Genomic DNA, 18104 nt, shown 5'->3' on the forward strand with positions numbered 1-18104 from the left:
GCGCCTAGCCGGCCACGCAGCGATTGCGACCGCCGTTCTTCGCCGTGTACAGGGCGAGGTCGGCGCGCTCGAAGACCATCTGCGGGGTGTCGCCGGGGCGGAACTGGGCGACGCCGATCGAGGCGGTGACGCGCACGGGCTGGCGGCTGGCGTGGAAGGCCAGGTGCTGGATCTTCCCGCGCAGGCGCTCGCACACCTGCAGCGACTCGGCTTCGTCCGCGCCATCGAAGATCACGATGAATTCTTCGCCGCCATAGCGGGCCACGAAGTCGACCGGGCGCACGTGCTTCACCAGCGCCTGGCCGATCACGCGCAGCACCGCGTCGCCCGCGGTATGCCCGTAGGTGTCGTTGATGCTCTTGAAATGATCGATGTCGATCGCGGCGATGGACAGCGGGCGCGAGGTGGTGCCCCAGCTTTCGAAAGCCGCCTCGATGCGTTTCTCGTAGGCCAGCCGGTTGGGCATGCCGATCATCGTGTCGGTCTGCGCCAGCTCGTGCTCGCGTTCGAGCGAACGCTGCAGCGCGTGGCGTTCGGTTTCCAGCTGCTCCACGCGCTGGCGCATCTTTTCGGCGCGGTCGCGGTACGCGGTAAGGCGGGTGCCTTCGCGTTCGCGGAACTCGCGGAAGCAGGCGGCGATGGTTTCCAGGCTGCTGTTCACCCGCTCGCGCAGCTCGTGGGTGTCCTCCGCCTCGAGCACGCCTTCGCTGAGCAGGCGCATCTCGTGGGCGACCGAGGCATCCAGGGCCTGGCCGTTGGCCTCGCCGGTGGACTGGTCCGCGAGCTCGCGGGCCATGTACTGGGTCATTTCGTCCAGCCGGCTGGCCACGTGGCGCAGCACGGCCTGCAGCGCATCGATCTCGCGCTGCATGCTGATGCGTTGTTCGTTGACCAGGTCGGCCAGGCGGTCGCCGCAGGCGGCCAGGGCGACCAGGTCGCCGGCATCGGCGACGTCGCGGCGCAGGTCGTTGGCGCGGTCGGCCAGCTTGGGCTGGACCACGATGCGGTCGACCAGGCGGTGCAGGGCGGACTGGACCGAGGAGCCGTATTCACCACGCTGTGGGCGGGTGATCGGCACGGCGCGTTCTTCCGGCGAGCGCAGCGGCCGGGTGGCCAGGCTCTCCAGCGCATCGCGCAGGCTGTTGGACAGGGTTTCGAGCACCATCGGATCCGCCGGACCGGCGGCCAGCGTGGCGCTCAGGCGTTCGATATGCGGATCGACCTGGTCGTGCGCGCCATGGGCGGCACGCGTGAGGCTACCGACCAGCTGGCGCAGGACAGACTCCACCGCCCGCCATTGGGCTTCCTCGCGGGTGAGCCTTTCGACGGCCTCTCGGTATTTACTTTCCCAGAGCTGGTTGTCCAAACGCACGCCCCAAACGTCGCGTGAAGTTTCTTAAGTCCTTCGCGCATCATACGATGAAATCTGACAATTTTGATCTGTCTTAAGGCGTAGGGTCGGCGACAGGGGCGGCCGGTGGCAGGACGCCGCGGGTGGCACGGGCGGCCACCACGCCGCCGATGGCGACCAGGCCGGCGGCGAGCAGGAAGGCGATCCCCGGGACGTGCACGGTGCGCTCGGGGGCGATCGAGAAGGCGAAGATCTGGGCGAACAGGTAAGGCCCGAAGATCCCGGCGAAGCTGCCCAGGCTGGTGATGGCGCCCTGCAAACGGCCCTGCTGGTCGGCCGCGACGCAGCGGGTCATGATCGACTGGATCGGCGGCCCGGCCAGTCCCCACAGCGCCATCAGCGGGATGCCGAGCAGGAACACCCAGCCGGTGCTGGCCAGGCCCATCACCGCGAACGCCGCCGCACCGAACGCCATGCCGAGCTTCAGCACCGGCCGCTCGCCGAAGCGGCTGGCCAGCCGGCCGGTCAGGAACGCCTGCACCGAGCCGTCGCACGCACCGACCAGGGCCAGCACGAAGCCGACCGCCTGCGCGCCCCAGTGATAGCGGTAGTCCGCATAGAGCACGAAGGTGGTCTGCAGCACGTAGTGGGCGAGGTAGAACAGGAACATCACCACGGCCAGGCCCATCACCGTCGGGCTGCAGCGGAGCAGCCGCAGTGCGCCCAGCGGATGCGCCGTGTGCGGTTCGAAGCGCGGCGCGCGCCGTTCCGGCGGCAGCGATTCGGGCAGGATGAAGAAGCCGTACATGAAGTTGGCCAGCGCCAGCCCTGCGGCCACCCAGAACGGCAGGCGCAGGTCGATGCCGCCAAGGAAACCGCCCAGCGCCGGGCCGATGATGAAGCCGATGCCGAACGCGCCGCCGAGCATGCCGAAGGCGCCCGCGCGTTTCTCCGGCGGCGTGACGTCGGCGATGTAAGCGTTCGCCGTGGTGAAGCTGGCGGCGGTCATGCCGGAGATGATCCGGCCGACGAACAATAGCCACAACGACGGCGCCAGCGCCATCAGCACGAAGTCCAGGCCCAGGCCCAGGTTCGACAGCAGGATCACCGGGCGCCGGCCGAAGCGATCGGACAGCGCGCCCTGGATCGGCGAGGAGAAGAACTGCACGGTGGCGAACACGGTGCCGAAGATGCCGACCCACCACGCCGCGTTGCTGACCGTGCCACCGGTCATCGATTCGATCAGGTGCGGCAGCACCGGGATGATGATGCCGAAGGCGAGGATGTCGATCAGTACGGTGACAAAGACGAACACCACCGCCGCACGGCGCACGGGCGTCGCCAGCGGGGTGTGCGTCGGATCAGCCATGGCCGAGCGATTTCAGCCGCGGCGCGACGAAGGGCACGGTCAGCATCGTGCTGGCGACGGCCATCAACAGCAGCGCGGTAAAGGTCTCGCTGGTGATCATGTGTTTGTCGAGCAGCACGTTGACGAAGATGATCATGATCAACGCCTTGGTCTGTAGCAGCCAGCCGATGACCCAGGCCTCGCCACGCTTCCAGCCGAGCATGCGGCCGGCCAGGCCGACGCCGGCCAGCTTGCCCAGCACCGACGCGACGAGCAGCACGGCGGCGGCCACGAACACCGCGGTGCCACCGATGTTCCAGTTGGTGCGCAGGCCGGTGGAGAGGAAGAACACCGGCATGACCACCAGCAGCACGTTGTCACGCAAGGCGTCGAGCTTCGACAGCGTGAACCAGTCACGCTCCATCACCGCGCCGGCCAGGAACGCGCCGACCATGAAATGCAGGCCGCACCAGTCGGCACCGTAGCCACAGGCGGCAAGCCAGACCAGGCCAAGGTAGTACCGGTCCGGTTCCTGCACGCGCTCCATCAGTCGCCGGAACGCCCATGCCGCCGCGCCGAACACGGCGAGGAACGCGGCCTGGTGGCCGACGCGCTTCCAGTCCAGCAGCAGGATGGCGAGCACGGCCCAGATGGCCAGGTCGTCGAGGCTGGCATAGCGCAGCACGCGCTGGCCAAGCGGCTCGCGCAGGATGCCCAGCTTGGTCATCAGCAGGATGAGGATCGGCAATGCGGTGACGGCGCAGGCCATGCCCACGCCGACGACGAACTGCCACGGCTGGGTATTGGTACCCATCCAGCCGTCGCGCCAGGCCAGCAAGCCAAGCGCCGCCGCGCAGCCGGTCAACATGGGTACGCCCAGGGCGAGCGCGGCGGTCGTGCCGCACTCCTTGCGCTGCTGCCACACCGCGCGCAGGTCGAGTTCGATGCCGGCGATCCAGACGAACACCATCACCGCCCACCAGGCGATGCCGTTTAGCGCACCGATCACCGGCGGCGCGAACACCGTGGCGTAGTAGTCGGGAAACGCCTTGCCCAGCACGCCCGGGCCCAGCAGGATGCCGGTCAGGATCTGGACTACCACCAGCGGCGCCCAGTAATCGGTGCGGAACACGCGCCAGATCAGGTACGGCACGCCAAGGATGATCACCATGGCGATCAGGAACAATTCGGTTGTACTCATCGGGCCCTCCCCAGGGATGGCCGAGGATACCCGAAACCGATGCCGCGCCTGCTACGGCAGTGCACGTGTCGAACCCTTACTGCGGCGGCTGTGCAAGCTCGCGGGCACTGAGGTAACCATCCTTGTTCGTGTCCAGCCGGTGGAACTGGCGGATGAGGTTGCGCTGGAAGTCTTCGAGCTTCACCGGGCGCGCGCCGGGGCGCATGGGGCCGTCGTTCGCATCGAGCACGCCGTCGCCGTTGACGTCCATGCGCATGAAGCCCTGGCTCATGTAGCGAACGTATTCCGCCTCGTCGACCTTGCCGTCGCCGTCGGCGTCCATGCGCTGCAGGTATTCCTTCGGCGTGCGCGGGAAATCCTGTGCGCTGGCGTGGCCCGCTGCCAGGCCGAGGGCGAGGGCCAGGAGGGCGGCAGGGCCACCCGCGGGCGAGCCATTTGGACGTCGATTCATGAGGGGCCAGGTAAGGGTTTGTCGGTGCAGGCGGAGCGGCGTACTCTCGGACGACTGCGTCCATCCCGGGAACCGCCCATGATCTACGAGAGCATCCTCGACACCATCGGCCGCACGCCCATCGTGCGCCTCCATCGTGTCGCCCCCGCCCACGTGAGTCTGTACGCCAAGGTCGAATCCTTCAATCCCGGCGGATCGGTGAAGGACAGGCTGGCCATCGCCGTGATCCTCGATGCCGAGCGCAAGGGCCAGCTGAAGCCCGGCGACACCGTGATCGAGGCCACCTCGGGTAATACCGGCGTGGCGCTGGCGATGGTCTGCGCGGCGAAGGGCTACAAGTTCGTGGCGACCATGGCCGACTCGTTCTCGATCGAGCGGCGCAAGCTGATGCGGGCCTACGGTGCGAAGGTAATCCTGACCCCGGCCGCCGAGCGCGGCAGTGGCATGGTCCGCAAGGCGGAGGAACTGGCGGCGAAGCACGGCTGGTTCCTTCCTCGCCAGTTCGCGAACCCGGCCAATCCGGCCTACCACCGCAGCACCACGGCCGCCGAGATCCTGCAGGACTTCGCCGGCCGTCGGCTCGACGCCTTCGTTACCGGCTGGGGCACGGGTGGCACGCTCACCGGCGTGGGCGAGGTGCTGAAGGTGGCCCGTCCCGAGGTGAAGATCGTCACCTGCGAACCGGCCCCGGCCCCGTTGCTGCAGGACAAGCCGTGGTCGCCGCACAAGATTCAGGGCTGGACTCCGGATTTCGTGCCCGAGGTGCTGAACCGGAAGGTGTTCGACCAGGACATCCTGGTCGACGAAGTCGTGGCCCGCGACACCGCTCGCCGGCTGGCGTCGGAGGAGGGCCTGTTCGTCGGCGTCTCCGCCGGCGCCACGGTGGCCGCGGCGCTGGAATTCGCCAAAACGGCGGCGGAGGGCAGCGTCATCCTCGCCATGCTCCCCGACACCGGCGAACGCTACCTGTCGACCTTCCTCTTCGAGGGCGTCAACGAAGGCAGCGACGAAGACTGGCTGGCCACCCTCTGAACGCTGAACGGTGACGCGGTTCGAACATCGCCAACGCATCCCCATCACGTCCGCCCCGGCACGGTGGTTTCCTTAGAACGCCCAAGGAGACCACCCCCATGACCCTGTTTCGCAAGAGCCTCGCCCTGGAACTCGGCGGCCGCGCGCAGCGCCTCGCTGGCGCCGTCACCCATGACCGCACCCAGGAGCTGACCGGCGCCGCACGCCAGTACGCGGGCGATGCCGGCCTGCTTGCTGTCCGCACCGGCCGCAAGGCCAGCAAGGTGGCGACGCAGGCGACGGCCCAGGCCGCAGCGGTCGCGGCGCTCACCAGCAAGCAGGCGAGGGCGCTGGCCCGCAAGGCCGGTACCCAGGTCCGTAACCATCCGCGTACGACGATCGCCATCGGCGCCGGCCTCGGTGTCGCCGCGCTCACCGCCGCCTGGCTGATCCGCCGCAATGCGCGCAGGCAGGCCGAGCAGTTCGAATACGACGAACACGACCCGACCCGCTATCGCGCCACCAACGCCGCCGGCGACGCCCTCGACGGTTCCGGCGAAGACAACCCGGTGCCGGGCGAGACGGGTTTGTACTGACTGAAAGCTGTGTAGCGGAATTCCTACACAGATGAGCGAGGTTCGCTGAGTTACGACCGTGCGTGCAATCCATACGATGCACGCATGGAAACTTTCGAACATCGCCCATTCCCGTTTGGCGTAGGCGTTTATACGTTCTTCGACGCTGCCCGCTACATCGGCGCAAGCACTCGCGACCTGCGTCGCTGGGTGCGCGCTTACCATCCCATTGCCCGAACCGGACCCCGTGCGCCTCTGTGGGAATCCGAGTTGTTGCCCTGGCGCCGCAAAGGCCTCGGCTTCCACGATCTGATCGAACTTCGCTATGTCCAGGCCATGCGCGAGGCAGGAGCAGGCATGCCCCTCATTCGCCGGACAATGGAGTTGGGTCGCTCATATCTGGGCGTGACTCATCCGCTGTCCTGCGAGCGCTTCGCGCCCTATGCCGAGAGGATCGTCGCCGAGGCATCGGCCAGCTCGCGAGGTCGCCTTGAGCCGTGTGTTAGGGACCAGATACTGAGCGATTTCGCAAACGGCAGGTTGCGAGAGGGCCTCGATGTCGAGGGGCCTGAACGAATTGCGCGATGGTTTCCCTTGCCATCCAGCCGCATGATCGTGCTCGATCCGAATCGCCGGGCAGGGGACCCCATCCTCGCTGAAGCCGGTGTGCCGACGATCGCCATCGCCGCTGCCTACCATGCGGATAACCAGGACGCGCGCTTCGTCGCCTGGCAGTTCGAAATCACCGAAGAAGAAGTCAACGTCGCGGTGGACTTCGAGACCATTCGGTGCGCGGCATGAAGGCGCAGTTGGACGAGAATATTTCTCCCGCTTTCGCGCACGCCCTCGATTGCCTGGTGACCGACAGTGGCCATTCGGTCGTGCACGTGACTGCACTGCATCAGCGCGGTACGGCAGACACCGAACTTCTCTCGCAGGCGCGTCGGCTTGGCGTCGATCTCCATGTCACCCATGACTGCCACCATCGGTGCCAGGCCGAGCGCGACGCCGTCGTTGCGGGCAACCTCGTGGTATTCGTCCTGACGAGCGGTTGGGAATCACACTCCTTCTTCGAACGCGCTTCTCGCCTCGTCCATTGGTGGCCTCGGCTGATCACCGCGTGTGCGACCTTAAGACGGCCGGGGATCTATCTCGTGCCATGGCGAAGCGAGAGTCGGCGATTCCAGCGCGTGGGTTAGCCAGTGGATGCTGGGTCTTCTAGCGGCAAAGGCAATAGAGCTGGCAAGTCGAGCGCCTCCTGCTCTGCTTTTTTGCCAGCATCCTGCAGCGTCCGGACGAACATAGCCAACGTCAACGGCAGTGGACTGTTTGCCAGCCGCGCGAGCCTGCTCCGGTCGTCCTCCGTTAGTGGCCTTCCCTCGCCAGCAAGCTGTAGTGCCTTCGCGTCCATGGCCCAAGGTTGCCAGTCCGATGCCCACGGAGCCGACGCACGCAGGGCGATCTCAATGCCCGCCGGGTCGGGATCGGCTGCGATATAGGCCCGCGCCGGTAAGAGGGAAGCCAGGGCACGCATGGCTGAAAGCCACCAGTCGGGTACGTAACCGGGCATCCACACGACCGTATACCGGTTGCCAAGCCGCCGAGCGACGTCCTCGAAGCTGGTTCGGTTTTCGACGAGCAGCCACGCGTCGTGTACACCAACGATCGTATGGACCCCAGCCAGCGTCGCGGGGCTCAGCGCGATCACATCGGGCACGGCTCGCAAGTCGATCGTGCCCGCCTCGCCGGAAAGCTGGATCGGACCGCGTAAGAGAAGTGTCGGCGTGTGGCGCGAGATGCCAAGCGTCTCGGGATCGACGTGGCGCTCGATCCATGTCCAGTCGGCACTGGTGATTGCCTTTGTATCGCCAAGCGCGAACAGCGCGAATTGCACACGGGTGCCGGTTCGCTGGTCGCGGCACCAGTTCTCCAACTCGCGCACGATCGAGGTGCGCCGTTCGAGCGGCTTGTCGCCAAGCAGGGCGAGGCTTGCATGGAGGGGATGAAGCCGTTCGTCCGCGGGCTGTTGTCCCAGCGCCGCCTGGCGCCACGAGGACCGTGCGGCAAGCGTCACGAGGCCAAGGGCAGAGCGCAGGGCTTCGCCGTCCAGCCAGCGCAAGGTGATGAGTTCCCATTGGCTGCCGCGTCGCTTCTCGCTGAGCTCGACCCATCCGTGCTGGAGAAGGAGCTCGACAGCGTCGATGGCGACATGCCGGGCGTTGCCCGCTTCCGCGAAGAGCGTCTTTGCCTTGACGCTGGTTCCGCCACGCCCCAGTAGCCGAATGACGAGTGCGCGCTCTTCACCGAGCAGGGTATCTACATGGCGGCGCACATCCATCGCGCGGCGCATCCGGGTGAGACGTGACGTCGAGCCATAACGCGCCCTGACGCCATGTTGATCGGGCAGCCCCCACGACGTGTCGGCTGCCGGATCCATCACGCCACCTCGGCGCGCCGGCGCAGCACGGCGAGCGGCTGCGCCCACACGGCGCCGGGCCGCCGCTTGCTGGTTACCAGCGTCAGCTCGGAAGGCTGGAACACGTTGACGTTGTGCGTCGCCGGCGTGGTCAGGATGTACTGCGCGCGGGTGCTCTTGAGGAACGCGCCGACCTTGTCGATGTTGAAGATGTCGAGGTGGGCGAAGGGCTCGTCGATGAAGACGAAGCCGCCGGGGCGGTCTTCGTCGCGCATCAGGGCCACGAGCAGCAACAGCGACTTCATGACCTGCTGGCCGCCGGAGGCTTCGCCGTCGTCCATGCCGATCCAGCCCTTCTTGTCGAACTCGAAGCGCACGTTCAGCGCGGCCGACGCTAGGGCCAGGTCGTCGTTGTGCAGTTCGGGCAGGTCGACCTCCACGCCAATGCCGGCGAGATCGGCCAGGACCTTGAGGTTCTTTGAGTAGCGGCGCACAGTGTTGCGCAGCACCTGGATGTAGGCGCCGCGGGCTTCGTGGGTGATCCGGCCCGCGCGTTCGAGATGCAGGCGGCGCTTGTCGAGATCGGCCTTCAGGCCTTCGTGGTCGGCACCGAGTTTCTCACGTAGGGCGAGCACGCTCGGGTCTTGTTCCCAATGGCCTTCTTCCAAGCGTCGCTCCACGCGCTCCAGTTCGCGACGCACCGCGGCCGGGGATTCGAAGCGCTCACGCAGCGCGGCGATGGCCGCGCGCGTGCGGTGGGCAAGGGGCACGTGCTTGCGCTTGGCGCGGAAGGCCTTCAGGCGATCCACCTGTTCCCCGCGCGAGACGTGGTACTGGCGGTTGGTCTCGTTCTGCTGGTTCTGCACGTTGCGTTGCTCGCGCGCGGCGTTGTCCCGACCGTTGGAGGTTTTCAGACGCTTCTCGCGAACGCTTTCGTAGTATTGCTCGGCGGCGGCATGGCTATCGGCCGTGCGCTGCACATCCTCTTGCAGGCGCGGCTGCTGCTCGCGTGCATCGTTGAATTCTTCCGCGCGATCAGCGAGCTGGCTGCTGGCGTTGGCACCGCGCAGGATGCTCTCCGCATCGCTGGCCTGGGCGGACATGGCCTTGCGTTCGTCGGCAATCGCGCGCAGGCGGCTTTCGATCTCGCGCAGCCTGGCCTCGCCGTCGCGCAACTGGCGCTCGCGGGCGGATGCGCCGAAGTACATGTCGTCCACGCCCAGGTGGCGGCCACCGCGACGTTCGCGAAAGTAACCCTGCGGGGTGATCCAGTCCTGGTCGCGGCCAAGTTTCGAGCCTTCGGCGATATCTTCCACGCGCTGGATGCGGTCAAGGTTGCGCAGCAGCCAATCGGGTGCGGCGGCAGAGAACTCGACCACTTCATGGAGCGAGCCCTTTGCAGGCTTCTCGGCAGGGGCGCGATCGGCGACGACGAAATGCTTGTAGCGCATCGCCTCACCCAGCTTCCACGCCTTTTCGCGGTCGCGCGGATCATCCAGCAGCACTACGTGCCGGTAGCCAGCGAGCACGGCCTCCACGGCGGGCTGCCAGCGGGCTTGGGTGATCTCGACGATCTCGCTCAGCATGCTGTGCCGGATGCCGGCATCGTCCAGCGCACGACGGAACCCGGCTTCGAACTCGGGGGTGTAACGGCGGCCGCTGCGCCATGCTGTGAGCTTGCTGGTGAGCGTGCCGAGATCGGAACGCAACGCGGCTTCTTCGCTTTGCAACGCATGCAGGCGGGCGCGCGCATCGCGGGCGATATCGGCCAGGCGCTCGTGGTCGGCGCCATTCTGTGCGGCCACCATCTCGCGCAAGCGATTCTCTTGGCGGATGACCAGGTCGTTCTGGGCCAATGCGGCGCGGGCGGCGTCGAGACTCTTTTGGGTCGACTGGCGGGCGATATCGGCTTCGTTTTGGTCCCCGCGCAGATGTTCGCCGGTGGCGTCCAGTTCGGCGAGCTGGCGCGTGAGCTCGGCATCGCGCTGTTCCAGTTCGACGACCTTGCGCTTCACACCGTTCAGGGCGGGACGCGCGCCGCGTACGCTGGCAGCCAATTCCGCGAACTCAGTGCGCGGCAATACATCAGCCACCAGCGATACGCGCTCGTCCTTCAGCGCATTCCATTCCTGGAACGAACGCGCACGCGCTTCGGCTTCCTGCAGGCTCACGCCGATCAGCGAAAGCTGGTGTTCGAGGCCATGCTGTTCGCGGTCGGCCTCGGCCTGCTCGTTGCGGGCACGCTGGTAATCGTCGAGCACGGCCTTGTCGCCGAACACGTCGAAGACCAAGTCGAGCAGTGCCTTCGGCGGCAGCTGGCACAGCTTGTCCGTGGCGCCCTGTTCCAGCGTGAGCACGCGGCGGATCGCCTGCGACAGGCCGGCGCCTTCCAGCCGCACGCGATATTCGCGCAGGCCGAGGAAATCGTTGCGCGCCTCGATCTCCTCGATGGTGACGTCGCCGCCGATCACGGCGTACTGGCGGGTCCACTCGCCACCCTTCTTCTGGATCCGGCAGGCGAGGGTGACCTCGCGGTCCATGATCGGGAAGAACGGACGTTCGCCATTCGGGCCGGGGATGTTGCCAACGCGGGCGCGCAGCCAGGCGAACGGCTTGCCGTTGTGGCGCAGGTAACTCTTGTAGTCACGGTTGCCGGCGCAGTCGATGGTCAGCAGCGTGCGCAGGGCATCGAGCAGGGTCGTCTTGCCGGAGCCGTTCGGGCCCACCACCGTGACGATGTTGGTATCCAGCGGCAGGCTGAAGCGCTGCCAGTAATCCCAATGGACGACTTCGAGGCTGCGGAAATCAAACATCGTCGGTGTCCTCGGCGTCGCCTTCGTCCAGTGGTTCGTCGTCGCCGATGTCGGTCACGGGCAGGTTCTTCGCGCGCGTCGCCGCGTCGGCGAGCAGGTCGCCGAGGGCGCCGTCGAGGATGCGCCGGGCCGTGCGCTCGTAGTCGAACGCGAGGTCGAGCAGCGGGCCTTCGGCGATCAGGCGGCCATCCGCGCCTTCGCCGCGTTTGCGCACGATGAAGCCCAGCCTGGCCAGCGTGCCGATCAGCATGCCGAAGCGCATCTTGCCGCCGAGCTTGTCGCCGAAGTCGGCGAACAGCGTGCGTTCGGCGATCACCGGCGCGATGGTCGGATCGCGCGGGATCGGCTTCTCTTCGGCGAACATCTGGGTCTGCGAGGCGGCGGCTTCGAGCTCCTGGCGTTCGACCTGGCGCTGGCGCTTGGGCAGCACGATCAGCGCCCAGATCACCACCAGCAGGGCGACGCCGTCGCGATCGAGCTGCAGCGTGTTCGAGATCCAGCTGTCGCTGCCACCGAACACGGCGCGCTCGCTTTTCCGTGCCACGGCCAGGCCGATGTAGGCGGCATAGGGATGTTCGCGCAGCTCCAGGCCCACCGCTTCGAGGCGGCGGTCGAGGTCTTCGCGGAAGGCTTCGTCGAGCAGGGCCTTGCGCGCCTGGGTATCGGTGCGCGGCAACCAGCGCTGGGCAAGCAGCCGGGTCACCAGGGTGGCGGTTTCGTCATGCATCGGGGATGTCCTTCGGGCGCAGGCGGCCAACGCTCACCAGCGCGATCTGGGGCAAGGCGGGGTCGATCAGCACGGGCTCGATCTCGAGCGCGAGCGGCAGGCGGGCGAGGTCGGCGGTGCCGCCCTCCAGCGCCGCGGATTCCGGGTCGCCGAGCAGGCCCAGCAGCGACAGGCGATAGGCGGACAGCGCGTAATCGTCGCCGACCAGCGTGTCGGCCAGTTCGCGCGGCGCGACGATGGCGGCCAGCTCGGCATGCCAGTCGTCGAGGTAGCGCAGGTCTTCTTCGCCCATGGGCAGGTCGGCGCTGTCCGGCGGCTCTTCGGCGCCGGGCAACGTGGTGATGTCGGCGGCGAGCCGTTCGCGTTCCAGCAACTCGTATTCGGCGACGTCCAGCGCGATCTGGTCGTGGACGAAGGGTGCCGGCAAGGGCAGGGCGAGCTGGCCGTCCTCGAAGGCGGCCAGCGTGGCCACGTCCTGGGCACGCAGCCAGCCGACCAGGTCCGAGGAGGACAGGCCGGTGCGGCCAAGGTGCACGCGGTGCTGGTCGATCTTGTTCAGTTCGCGCTGGAACACGCCGGCCTGGCGGAGCAGGGCGCTCTGCGCGCGGCCGACGGCCTGGGCCAGGCGATGCGCCGCTGGCTCCAGGTCGTCGCCTTCGGTGATGGCGGCGACGATCTCGGTGCCCTTCTCCACCCAGGTCCAGACCGAGTCGAGTCGCTCGGCGGCGCGGCGGATGCGGTGTTCCGAACCGGAAAGCACCGCGCGGTCGAAGTCTTCCTTCAGTTCGGAAAGGCGCGACAGCAGGTGGCCCAGCTCGTCGACCGAGACCCGGCCCACGGCCTGGCCGGCGGCCAGCTGGGCGGTGAGGTAACCGAGGCCGTCGTCGTCGTCGCTCTCGAATTCGAGCATCGTCGCCAACGCGCCGAGCGCCTTGCGGCCGACCGGGCCGACGCGATAACGCAGGGTTTCCGCGTCATAGACGAGCAGGTCGTGGTCTTTCAGGCGCTGGACGACGGTCTCGAGCTTGACCGCATCGACGAAGGCCAGCTGGTCGCGGATTTCCTGCGGCGTCCACTCCGTGGCGTGCGTGCGCGCACCTATCGTGCGCAGCACCAGCAGGCGCAGCAGCACCTGTGCCTCGCTGCCGTGGAACAGGGCGGAAAACGCGCGCAGCAGCCCACGCCCGCGCAACAGCGGGAAGACGGTGGGAAGGTCCTCGGCGACGACGCCGTCGCGGAAGAGATCCTGCAGGCGTTCGTCGTGGACGGAGGTATCGGCTGGCCCGTTCAAGGTCAGCGACGGTCGACGCCAACGAAGCGGAGGAATTCGCCGCGCGTGCGCGGGTCCTCGCGGAAGCTGCCGAGCATCTGGCTGGTCACCATCGACACGCCGCGCTTGTGCACGCCGCGGGTGGTCATGCACTCATGGCTTGCGTCGATCACCACGCCGACGCCGCGCGGGCGCAGGGTGTCTTCGATGCAATGCGCGATCTGCGCGGTCAGCTTTTCCTGTACCTGGAAGCGGCGGGCGAAGCCGTCGACCACGCGGGCCAGCTTGCTGATGCCGACGACGCGGTCGGTCGGCACGTAACCCACGTGCGCGCGGCCGATGATCGGCGCCATGTGGTGTTCGCAATGGCTCTCGAACTCGATGTCGCGCAGCACGATCATCTCGTCGTAACCCTCGACTTCCTTGAAGGTCCGGCGCAGGTACTCGGCCGGGTCTTCGTCGTAGCCCTTGAACCAGTCGGAGTACGCCTTGACCACGCGCTTGGGCGTGTCGAGCAGGCCCTCGCGCTTCGGGTCTTCACCGGCCCACAGGAGCAGGGTGCGCACGGCCTCTTCGGCCTGTTCGCGGGTGACCGGACGGGACTGGGCATCGTCGCTCATCGGGAGGGTTCCTTATGCAAGGTGCAAACGGGCATTGTAGCGCGGGGACGGGAGGGGCGGTGGCGCGCGGGCCGGGGGGTGGTGGCCTGGCGCGGTCGTGCGCGGGTGGGGCGGGGGGCATTCGCGCGCAGGCGCGCTCCTACAGGGGCGCGGTCCGTCAACCTTGCCCGTCGACCTCGCCGTCGCCGCCGCCATCCTCCAGCCCCGGGATGGTATCCAGCAGCCGGCGCGATTCTTCGCCGCCCAGGGTCTCGACGCCCTTCAGCTTCTTCTCGATCGCCCGGGTGCGCACGCCGGCGCTCTTGATGGTGTTGGTCACCGTGTCGAGCTGCTTTTGCGTCCGGTCGAGCACTTCGCCGAACTTGCCGAACTCGGTCTTCACCGCGCCCAGCACCTGCCACACCTCGGACGAGCGCTTCTCGATGGCCAGCGTGCGGAAGCCCATCTGCAGGCTGTTCAAGAGGGCGGTGAGGGTGGTCGGGCCGGCGACGGTGACGCGGTGTTCGCGCTGGAGCAGGTCGGACAGGCCCGGCCGGCGGATCACTTCGGCGTAGAGGCCTTCGGTGGGCAGGAACAGGATCGCGAAATCGGTGGTGTGCGGCGGCGCCACGTATTTGGTGCGGATCCGCTTGGCCTCTTCGCGGACGCGCGCTTCCAGTGCCTTGCCGGCGCTGAGGATGCCCTCGGCATCGGCGGCGTCCTGGAAGTCGAGCAGGCGCTGGTAATCCTCCACCGGGTACTTGGCGTCGATGGGGAGCCACACCGGATTGCCGTCGTCGGTGCCGGGCAGGCGGATCGCGAACTCCACGCGCTCCGACGAGCCGGGCACGGTGGCGACGTTGGAATCGTATTGCTCGGCAACGAGGATCTGTTCGAGCAGGGCGCCCAGCTGGACTTCACCGAAGGTGCCGCGCGTCTTGACGTTGGTCAGCACGCGCTTGAGGTCGCCCACGCCGGCGGCAAGCGCCTGCATTTCGCCCAGACCGCGCTGCACGGCTTCCAGCCGCTCGGAGACCAGCTGGAACGACTGTCCGAGCCGGGTTTCCAGCGTCGACTGCAGCTTCTCGTCCACTGTGGCACGCATCTGCTCGAGCTTGGCGGCGTTGTCCTGCTGGATCGCGGCGAGGCGCGTTTCCAGCGTGCCGCGCATGTCGGCCATGCGCTTCTCGTTGTCCGCCGTGAGCGCGGTGAAGCGCTGGTCGAGCAGCTCGCCGAAGTGCTTGAGCGCGAGCGCCGATTCTTCGCGGGTTTTCCGCGCATCGTCGGCCAGGCCCTGGCGCAGCGACTGCAGGCCCAGGTCGGTGCGCTCGGTGAGCTGGTCCAGGCGGCGGCCGAAGCCTTCGATGCGTTCGTGCTGGTGGGTGGCCGCGGCCTGCAGTTGCTCCTGCACATGTCCGCGGAACTGGCCGAAGCTGTCGCCGAGTTCGCCACGGCCCGCGCGCTGTTCGTCGCGCAGGACGCCTTCGAGGCGGCGGGTGTCGTCACGCAGCGCGTCGAGCTTCGCCGAGCCGCCGTCGTCGTGTTTTCCGCGGGAAAGCAGGGCGAAGAGCAGGGCGAGGCAGGCCAGCCCGACGAGGAGCAGGGCCAGGAGGAGGAGGGTATCGAGGGTCATGGCGAAAGCTTACCTGTAGGAGCGCGCCTGCGCGCGATCCGGGCAGGGAGCGTGCGGCAGGGCGGTCTCAGATCTCGCGATTGCCGACGATAACGACGTCGGCGCGGCGTCTGGCGAACAGGCCGACGCAGACGATGCCGGTGATCTGGTTGAGCTGGGCCTCCAGCGACACCGGATCGGTGATGCGCCAGTGGTGCACGTCGATGATCCAGTTGCCGTTGTCGGTGGTGACGCCGTCGCGCCACACCGGCGTGCCGCCCATGGCGGTGATTTCGCGCGCGACCAGGCTGCGCGCCATCGGGATGACCTCGATGGGCAGCGGGAAGGTGCCCAGCGTTTCGACCTGCTTGGTCGCATCGATGATGCAGACGAACTTATCCGACGCGGACGCGACGATCTTCTCGCGGGTGAGCGCGGCGCCGCCGCCCTTGATCAGGCACTTGTTCGCATCGCACTCGTCGGCGCCGTCGACATACAGATCGAGGCGGCCCGCGGCATTCAGGTCCATCACGTCGAAGCCGAGCTTGCGCAGGCGGTCGCTCGACGCTTCGGAACTCGACACGCAGGCCTTGATGTAATCGCGGTACTGCGGCAGTTCGTCGATGAAGAAATTCACCGTCGAGCCGGTGCCGACGCCGATGATCCGGCCCTTCGGGCCATTGCCGACGTACTTGAACGCAGCGGTTTCGGCGGCGAGGCGCTTCTCGTTGTCCTGGCTCATGCTTTTTCCAGCTTGAGGATGAAATCCCAGTCGCCCTTCGCCACGGGCATGACGGAAAGGCGGTTGCCCTTGCGTACCAGTGGCATGTCGGCCAGCTCGTCGTGCGTTTTCAGCTCGTCCAGCGAGATGGTGCGCTTCAGCTTGCGCTCGAACTTCACGTCGACCAGCATCCAGCGCGGTTCTTCACGTTTCGCTGTTTCGTCGTAGTACTTCGACTTCGCATTGAACTGGCTTTCGTCCGGATAGGCCGGCGAGGCCACCGAGGCGATGCCGACGATGCCGGGTACGTCCGTGTTCGAGTGATAGAAGAAGATCTTGTCGCCGACCTTCATGCCGTCGCGCATGAAGTTCCGTGCCTGGTAGTTGCGCACGCCGTCCCACGGTTCGACACCCTTGCGTTGCAGGTCGTCGATGGAGAAGGCATCCGGCTCGGACTTCATGAGCCAGTACTTCATTCAGCGCCGTCCGTGCAGTCGATCAGCTCTTTTTCGGTGGCGATGTAATCGAGCTTGATGTCCCACTCGGCGGTTTCGATGCCGGGCAGCTCCTGGAAGGAGTAGCCGACGCCCACCAGCAACGGCTGTGCGGGGCGCTTCTGGCCACGCAGGAACTCGAAGCTGCGGTCGTAGTAGCCGCCGCCGAAGCCAAGCCGGTTGCCCTTGCGGTCGAAGCCGAGCAGGGGCACCAGTACGAGGTCGAGCTTGTCGGCCTCGATGACGTTCTTCGCGGCCTTCGGCTCGGGGATGCCGAGCTCGTTGGATTCGACGTCTTCACCCGTCGCCCACGGGGCGAAGGTGAGCCGGCGCTTGCCGCCCACTTTGGTGACGATGGGCAGGTAAAAGGTCTGGCCACGGTCGGCCAGCGGGCCGATGGCGACGTTCAGCGGCAATTCGCCGCCCGTGGCCCAGTAGCCGGCCACGTGCTTGTCGGTAAGGAATTCGGGGAGTTGTTCCAGCGCGGCGCGCAGGCCGGAAGCCGCCGCCACCCGCTCGGCGGGCTTGAGCTCGCGTCGGCGCTGGACAAGATCGGCCCGCAATTCACGTCTTTCAGGGAGCTTTGACATGGTCGTTCAGCCGAACGGCACGGTCTGGGCGCCCGCGAGCCGCCATGGCCCGGTGCCGCGGGCTAGGCGCTGACAGGCCCCGTGGGGGCCTGCCGGCAAAAAGAAAGAGGCGTTCTCCGCGATGCCGCTGCGCACCAAACGACCTTGATCCAAAGGATCAGGTGGGAGAGCCACGCGGTCTCAAGGCTTTCCGTACGAAGGCGGACATGCACAACAACCACGTAAGGCCGACCCGGGGTCGTATGTAGGAACAAGGCAAATGTAAAGTGCGCTGGCGAACATCGCAGGGAACGCCCAGCGCCTATTTTACCGATGCGTCGAGCAGACCATCAAGCTTTCTTCGCAAAGCGGCCAGTCCGTCGGTCAGCGACTGTTCCTGCGTGCCGTGTTTTGCACGCAATGTGAGCAGGTCGTGGGCGATGCTGACGGCGGCCAGCACGGCGATGCGATCGAAACCCGGCACTTTAGCGCTGGACTTCAGTTCACGCATCTTGTCGTCGAGGAACCGGGCGGCAGCCACCAGGCCTTCGCGCTCTTCGGGCGCGCAGGCAATGTGGAATTCACGGTCGAGCAGGCGCAGGGCGACGGGTTCGCTGGTCATGGCATTCGATGCTGGGGTCAGCCCGTGTTCTCGAGCGCTTTCAGGCGCTGGATCATGGCTTCGACGCGGCTGCGGGCCTGCTCGTTGCGCGCCATCAGGCTGGAACGCTCGTTAGCCAGCTGTTCCTGGCTGTGACGCAGGCTACGGTTTTCTTCCGTCAGGCGACGGACGGTATCGACGAGCCGGTCGAGCGTAGCGCTCAGGGCTTCCAATTCAGTCTTGAAGGCGTCCGGGTTCGTCATGCGCGGACTATAACAGGGCTGCCGCGGTTGTCAGCAGGCCGTGAAGGGTAAAAGCGGCGCGATCGCGGTGGCCGTGTGCATT

The 18104-nt window shown here is 67.0% G+C and carries 19 protein-coding genes and 1 other RNA gene; 4 read left to right on the top strand and 16 right to left on the bottom strand.

Annotated features, from left to right (window positions below):
* Positions 1-4 precede the first annotated feature (4 nt).
* From KPL74_19895 to KPL74_19910, 4 genes are all read right to left on the bottom strand, one after another.
* Positions 5-1372, bottom strand: coding sequence for a diguanylate cyclase (locus tag KPL74_19895; protein QWT19999.1), 1368 nt, complete (start codon positions 1370-1372; stop codon positions 5-7).
* A 73-nt stretch (positions 1373-1445) separates the two neighbouring features.
* On the bottom strand, positions 1446-2720 hold the full coding sequence (locus KPL74_19900; GenBank protein ID QWT20000.1) for a TCR/Tet family MFS transporter: 1275 nt from the start codon (positions 2718-2720) through the stop codon (positions 1446-1448).
* The gene (locus KPL74_19905; protein QWT20001.1) at positions 2713-3900 is read right to left on the bottom strand and encodes a cation:proton antiporter; all 1188 of its coding nucleotides are present in this window, start codon (positions 3898-3900) and stop codon (positions 2713-2715) included. The genes KPL74_19900 and KPL74_19905 overlap by 8 nt, the downstream gene beginning before the upstream one ends.
* Before the next feature lie 76 nt (positions 3901-3976).
* Positions 3977-4351, bottom strand: a complete 375-nt coding sequence (locus KPL74_19910; protein ID QWT20002.1) for an EF-hand domain-containing protein — start codon at positions 4349-4351, stop codon at positions 3977-3979.
* A gap of 78 nt (positions 4352-4429) precedes the next feature.
* Here KPL74_19910 and cysK point away from each other — a divergent pair, with 78 nt between their 5' ends.
* From cysK to KPL74_19930, 4 genes are all read left to right on the top strand, one after another.
* Complete coding sequence (gene cysK / locus KPL74_19915) at positions 4430-5383, top strand: cysteine synthase A (GenBank protein ID QWT20003.1); 954 nt, start codon at positions 4430-4432, stop codon at positions 5381-5383.
* 98 nt (positions 5384-5481) lie between these two features.
* The gene (locus KPL74_19920; protein QWT20004.1) at positions 5482-5958 is read left to right on the top strand and encodes a hypothetical protein; all 477 of its coding nucleotides are present in this window, start codon (positions 5482-5484) and stop codon (positions 5956-5958) included.
* 84 nt (positions 5959-6042) lie between these two features.
* Entirely contained in the window at positions 6043-6738 is a 696-nt protein-coding gene (locus tag KPL74_19925) for a hypothetical protein (GenBank protein QWT20005.1), read from the top strand.
* Positions 6735-7136: a DUF5615 family PIN-like protein gene (locus KPL74_19930; GenBank protein ID QWT20006.1), complete on the top strand. Its 402-nt coding sequence runs from the start codon at positions 6735-6737 to the stop codon at positions 7134-7136. Before KPL74_19925 ends, KPL74_19930 begins: the two co-directional genes overlap by 4 nt.
* On the opposite strand, the gene KPL74_19935 is transcribed toward KPL74_19930, so the two are convergent.
* From KPL74_19935 to KPL74_19990, 12 genes are all read right to left on the bottom strand, one after another.
* Positions 7133-8374: a hypothetical protein gene (locus KPL74_19935; protein QWT20007.1), complete on the bottom strand. Its 1242-nt coding sequence runs from the start codon at positions 8372-8374 to the stop codon at positions 7133-7135. The genes KPL74_19930 and KPL74_19935 overlap by 4 nt on opposite strands.
* Positions 8374-11166 (bottom strand): AAA family ATPase, encoded by a 2793-nt coding sequence (locus KPL74_19940; GenBank protein QWT20008.1) that lies wholly within the window; start codon positions 11164-11166, stop codon positions 8374-8376. The genes KPL74_19935 and KPL74_19940 overlap by 1 nt, the downstream gene beginning before the upstream one ends.
* Positions 11159-11893, bottom strand: a complete 735-nt coding sequence (locus KPL74_19945) for a hypothetical protein (GenBank protein ID QWT20009.1) — start codon at positions 11891-11893, stop codon at positions 11159-11161. The genes KPL74_19940 and KPL74_19945 overlap by 8 nt, the downstream gene beginning before the upstream one ends.
* The gene (locus KPL74_19950) at positions 11886-13184 is read right to left on the bottom strand and encodes a hypothetical protein (protein ID QWT20010.1); all 1299 of its coding nucleotides are present in this window, start codon (positions 13182-13184) and stop codon (positions 11886-11888) included. Before KPL74_19950 ends, KPL74_19945 begins: the two co-directional genes overlap by 8 nt.
* 2 nt (positions 13185-13186) lie before the next feature.
* Positions 13187-13783, bottom strand: a complete 597-nt coding sequence (gene folE, locus KPL74_19955; protein QWT20011.1) for a GTP cyclohydrolase I FolE — start codon at positions 13781-13783, stop codon at positions 13187-13189.
* Between the two features lie 157 nt (positions 13784-13940).
* A complete protein-coding gene (gene rmuC / locus KPL74_19960; protein ID QWT22641.1) occupies positions 13941-14942 on the bottom strand; it encodes a DNA recombination protein RmuC in 1002 nt (333 codons plus the stop codon).
* A 520-nt stretch (positions 14943-15462) separates the two neighbouring features.
* Complete coding sequence (rpiA, locus tag KPL74_19965; protein QWT20012.1) at positions 15463-16116, bottom strand: ribose-5-phosphate isomerase RpiA; 654 nt, start codon at positions 16114-16116, stop codon at positions 15463-15465.
* Positions 16113-16571: an EVE domain-containing protein gene (locus tag KPL74_19970; protein QWT20013.1), complete on the bottom strand. Its 459-nt coding sequence runs from the start codon at positions 16569-16571 to the stop codon at positions 16113-16115. The genes rpiA and KPL74_19970 overlap by 4 nt, the downstream gene beginning before the upstream one ends.
* Positions 16568-17179 carry a 5-formyltetrahydrofolate cyclo-ligase gene (locus KPL74_19975; protein QWT20014.1) on the bottom strand — a complete coding sequence of 204 codons (612 nt, stop codon included), beginning with the start codon at positions 17177-17179 and terminating at the stop codon, positions 16568-16570. The genes KPL74_19970 and KPL74_19975 overlap by 4 nt, the downstream gene beginning before the upstream one ends.
* A gap of 109 nt (positions 17180-17288) precedes the next feature.
* Positions 17289-17472, bottom strand: a non-coding RNA gene (gene ssrS / locus KPL74_19980) — 6S RNA.
* Positions 17473-17480: 8 nt separating this feature from the next.
* The gene (locus KPL74_19985) at positions 17481-17780 is read right to left on the bottom strand and encodes a cell division protein ZapA (GenBank protein QWT20015.1); all 300 of its coding nucleotides are present in this window, start codon (positions 17778-17780) and stop codon (positions 17481-17483) included.
* Between the two features lie 17 nt (positions 17781-17797).
* Complete coding sequence (locus tag KPL74_19990) at positions 17798-18022, bottom strand: TIGR02449 family protein (protein QWT20016.1); 225 nt, start codon at positions 18020-18022, stop codon at positions 17798-17800.
* Between the last annotated feature and the right edge of the window lie 82 nt (positions 18023-18104).

This window comes from Bacillus sp. NP157, from assembly GCA_018889975.1.
Taxonomy (GTDB): Bacteria; Pseudomonadota; Gammaproteobacteria; order Xanthomonadales; family Rhodanobacteraceae; genus Luteibacter.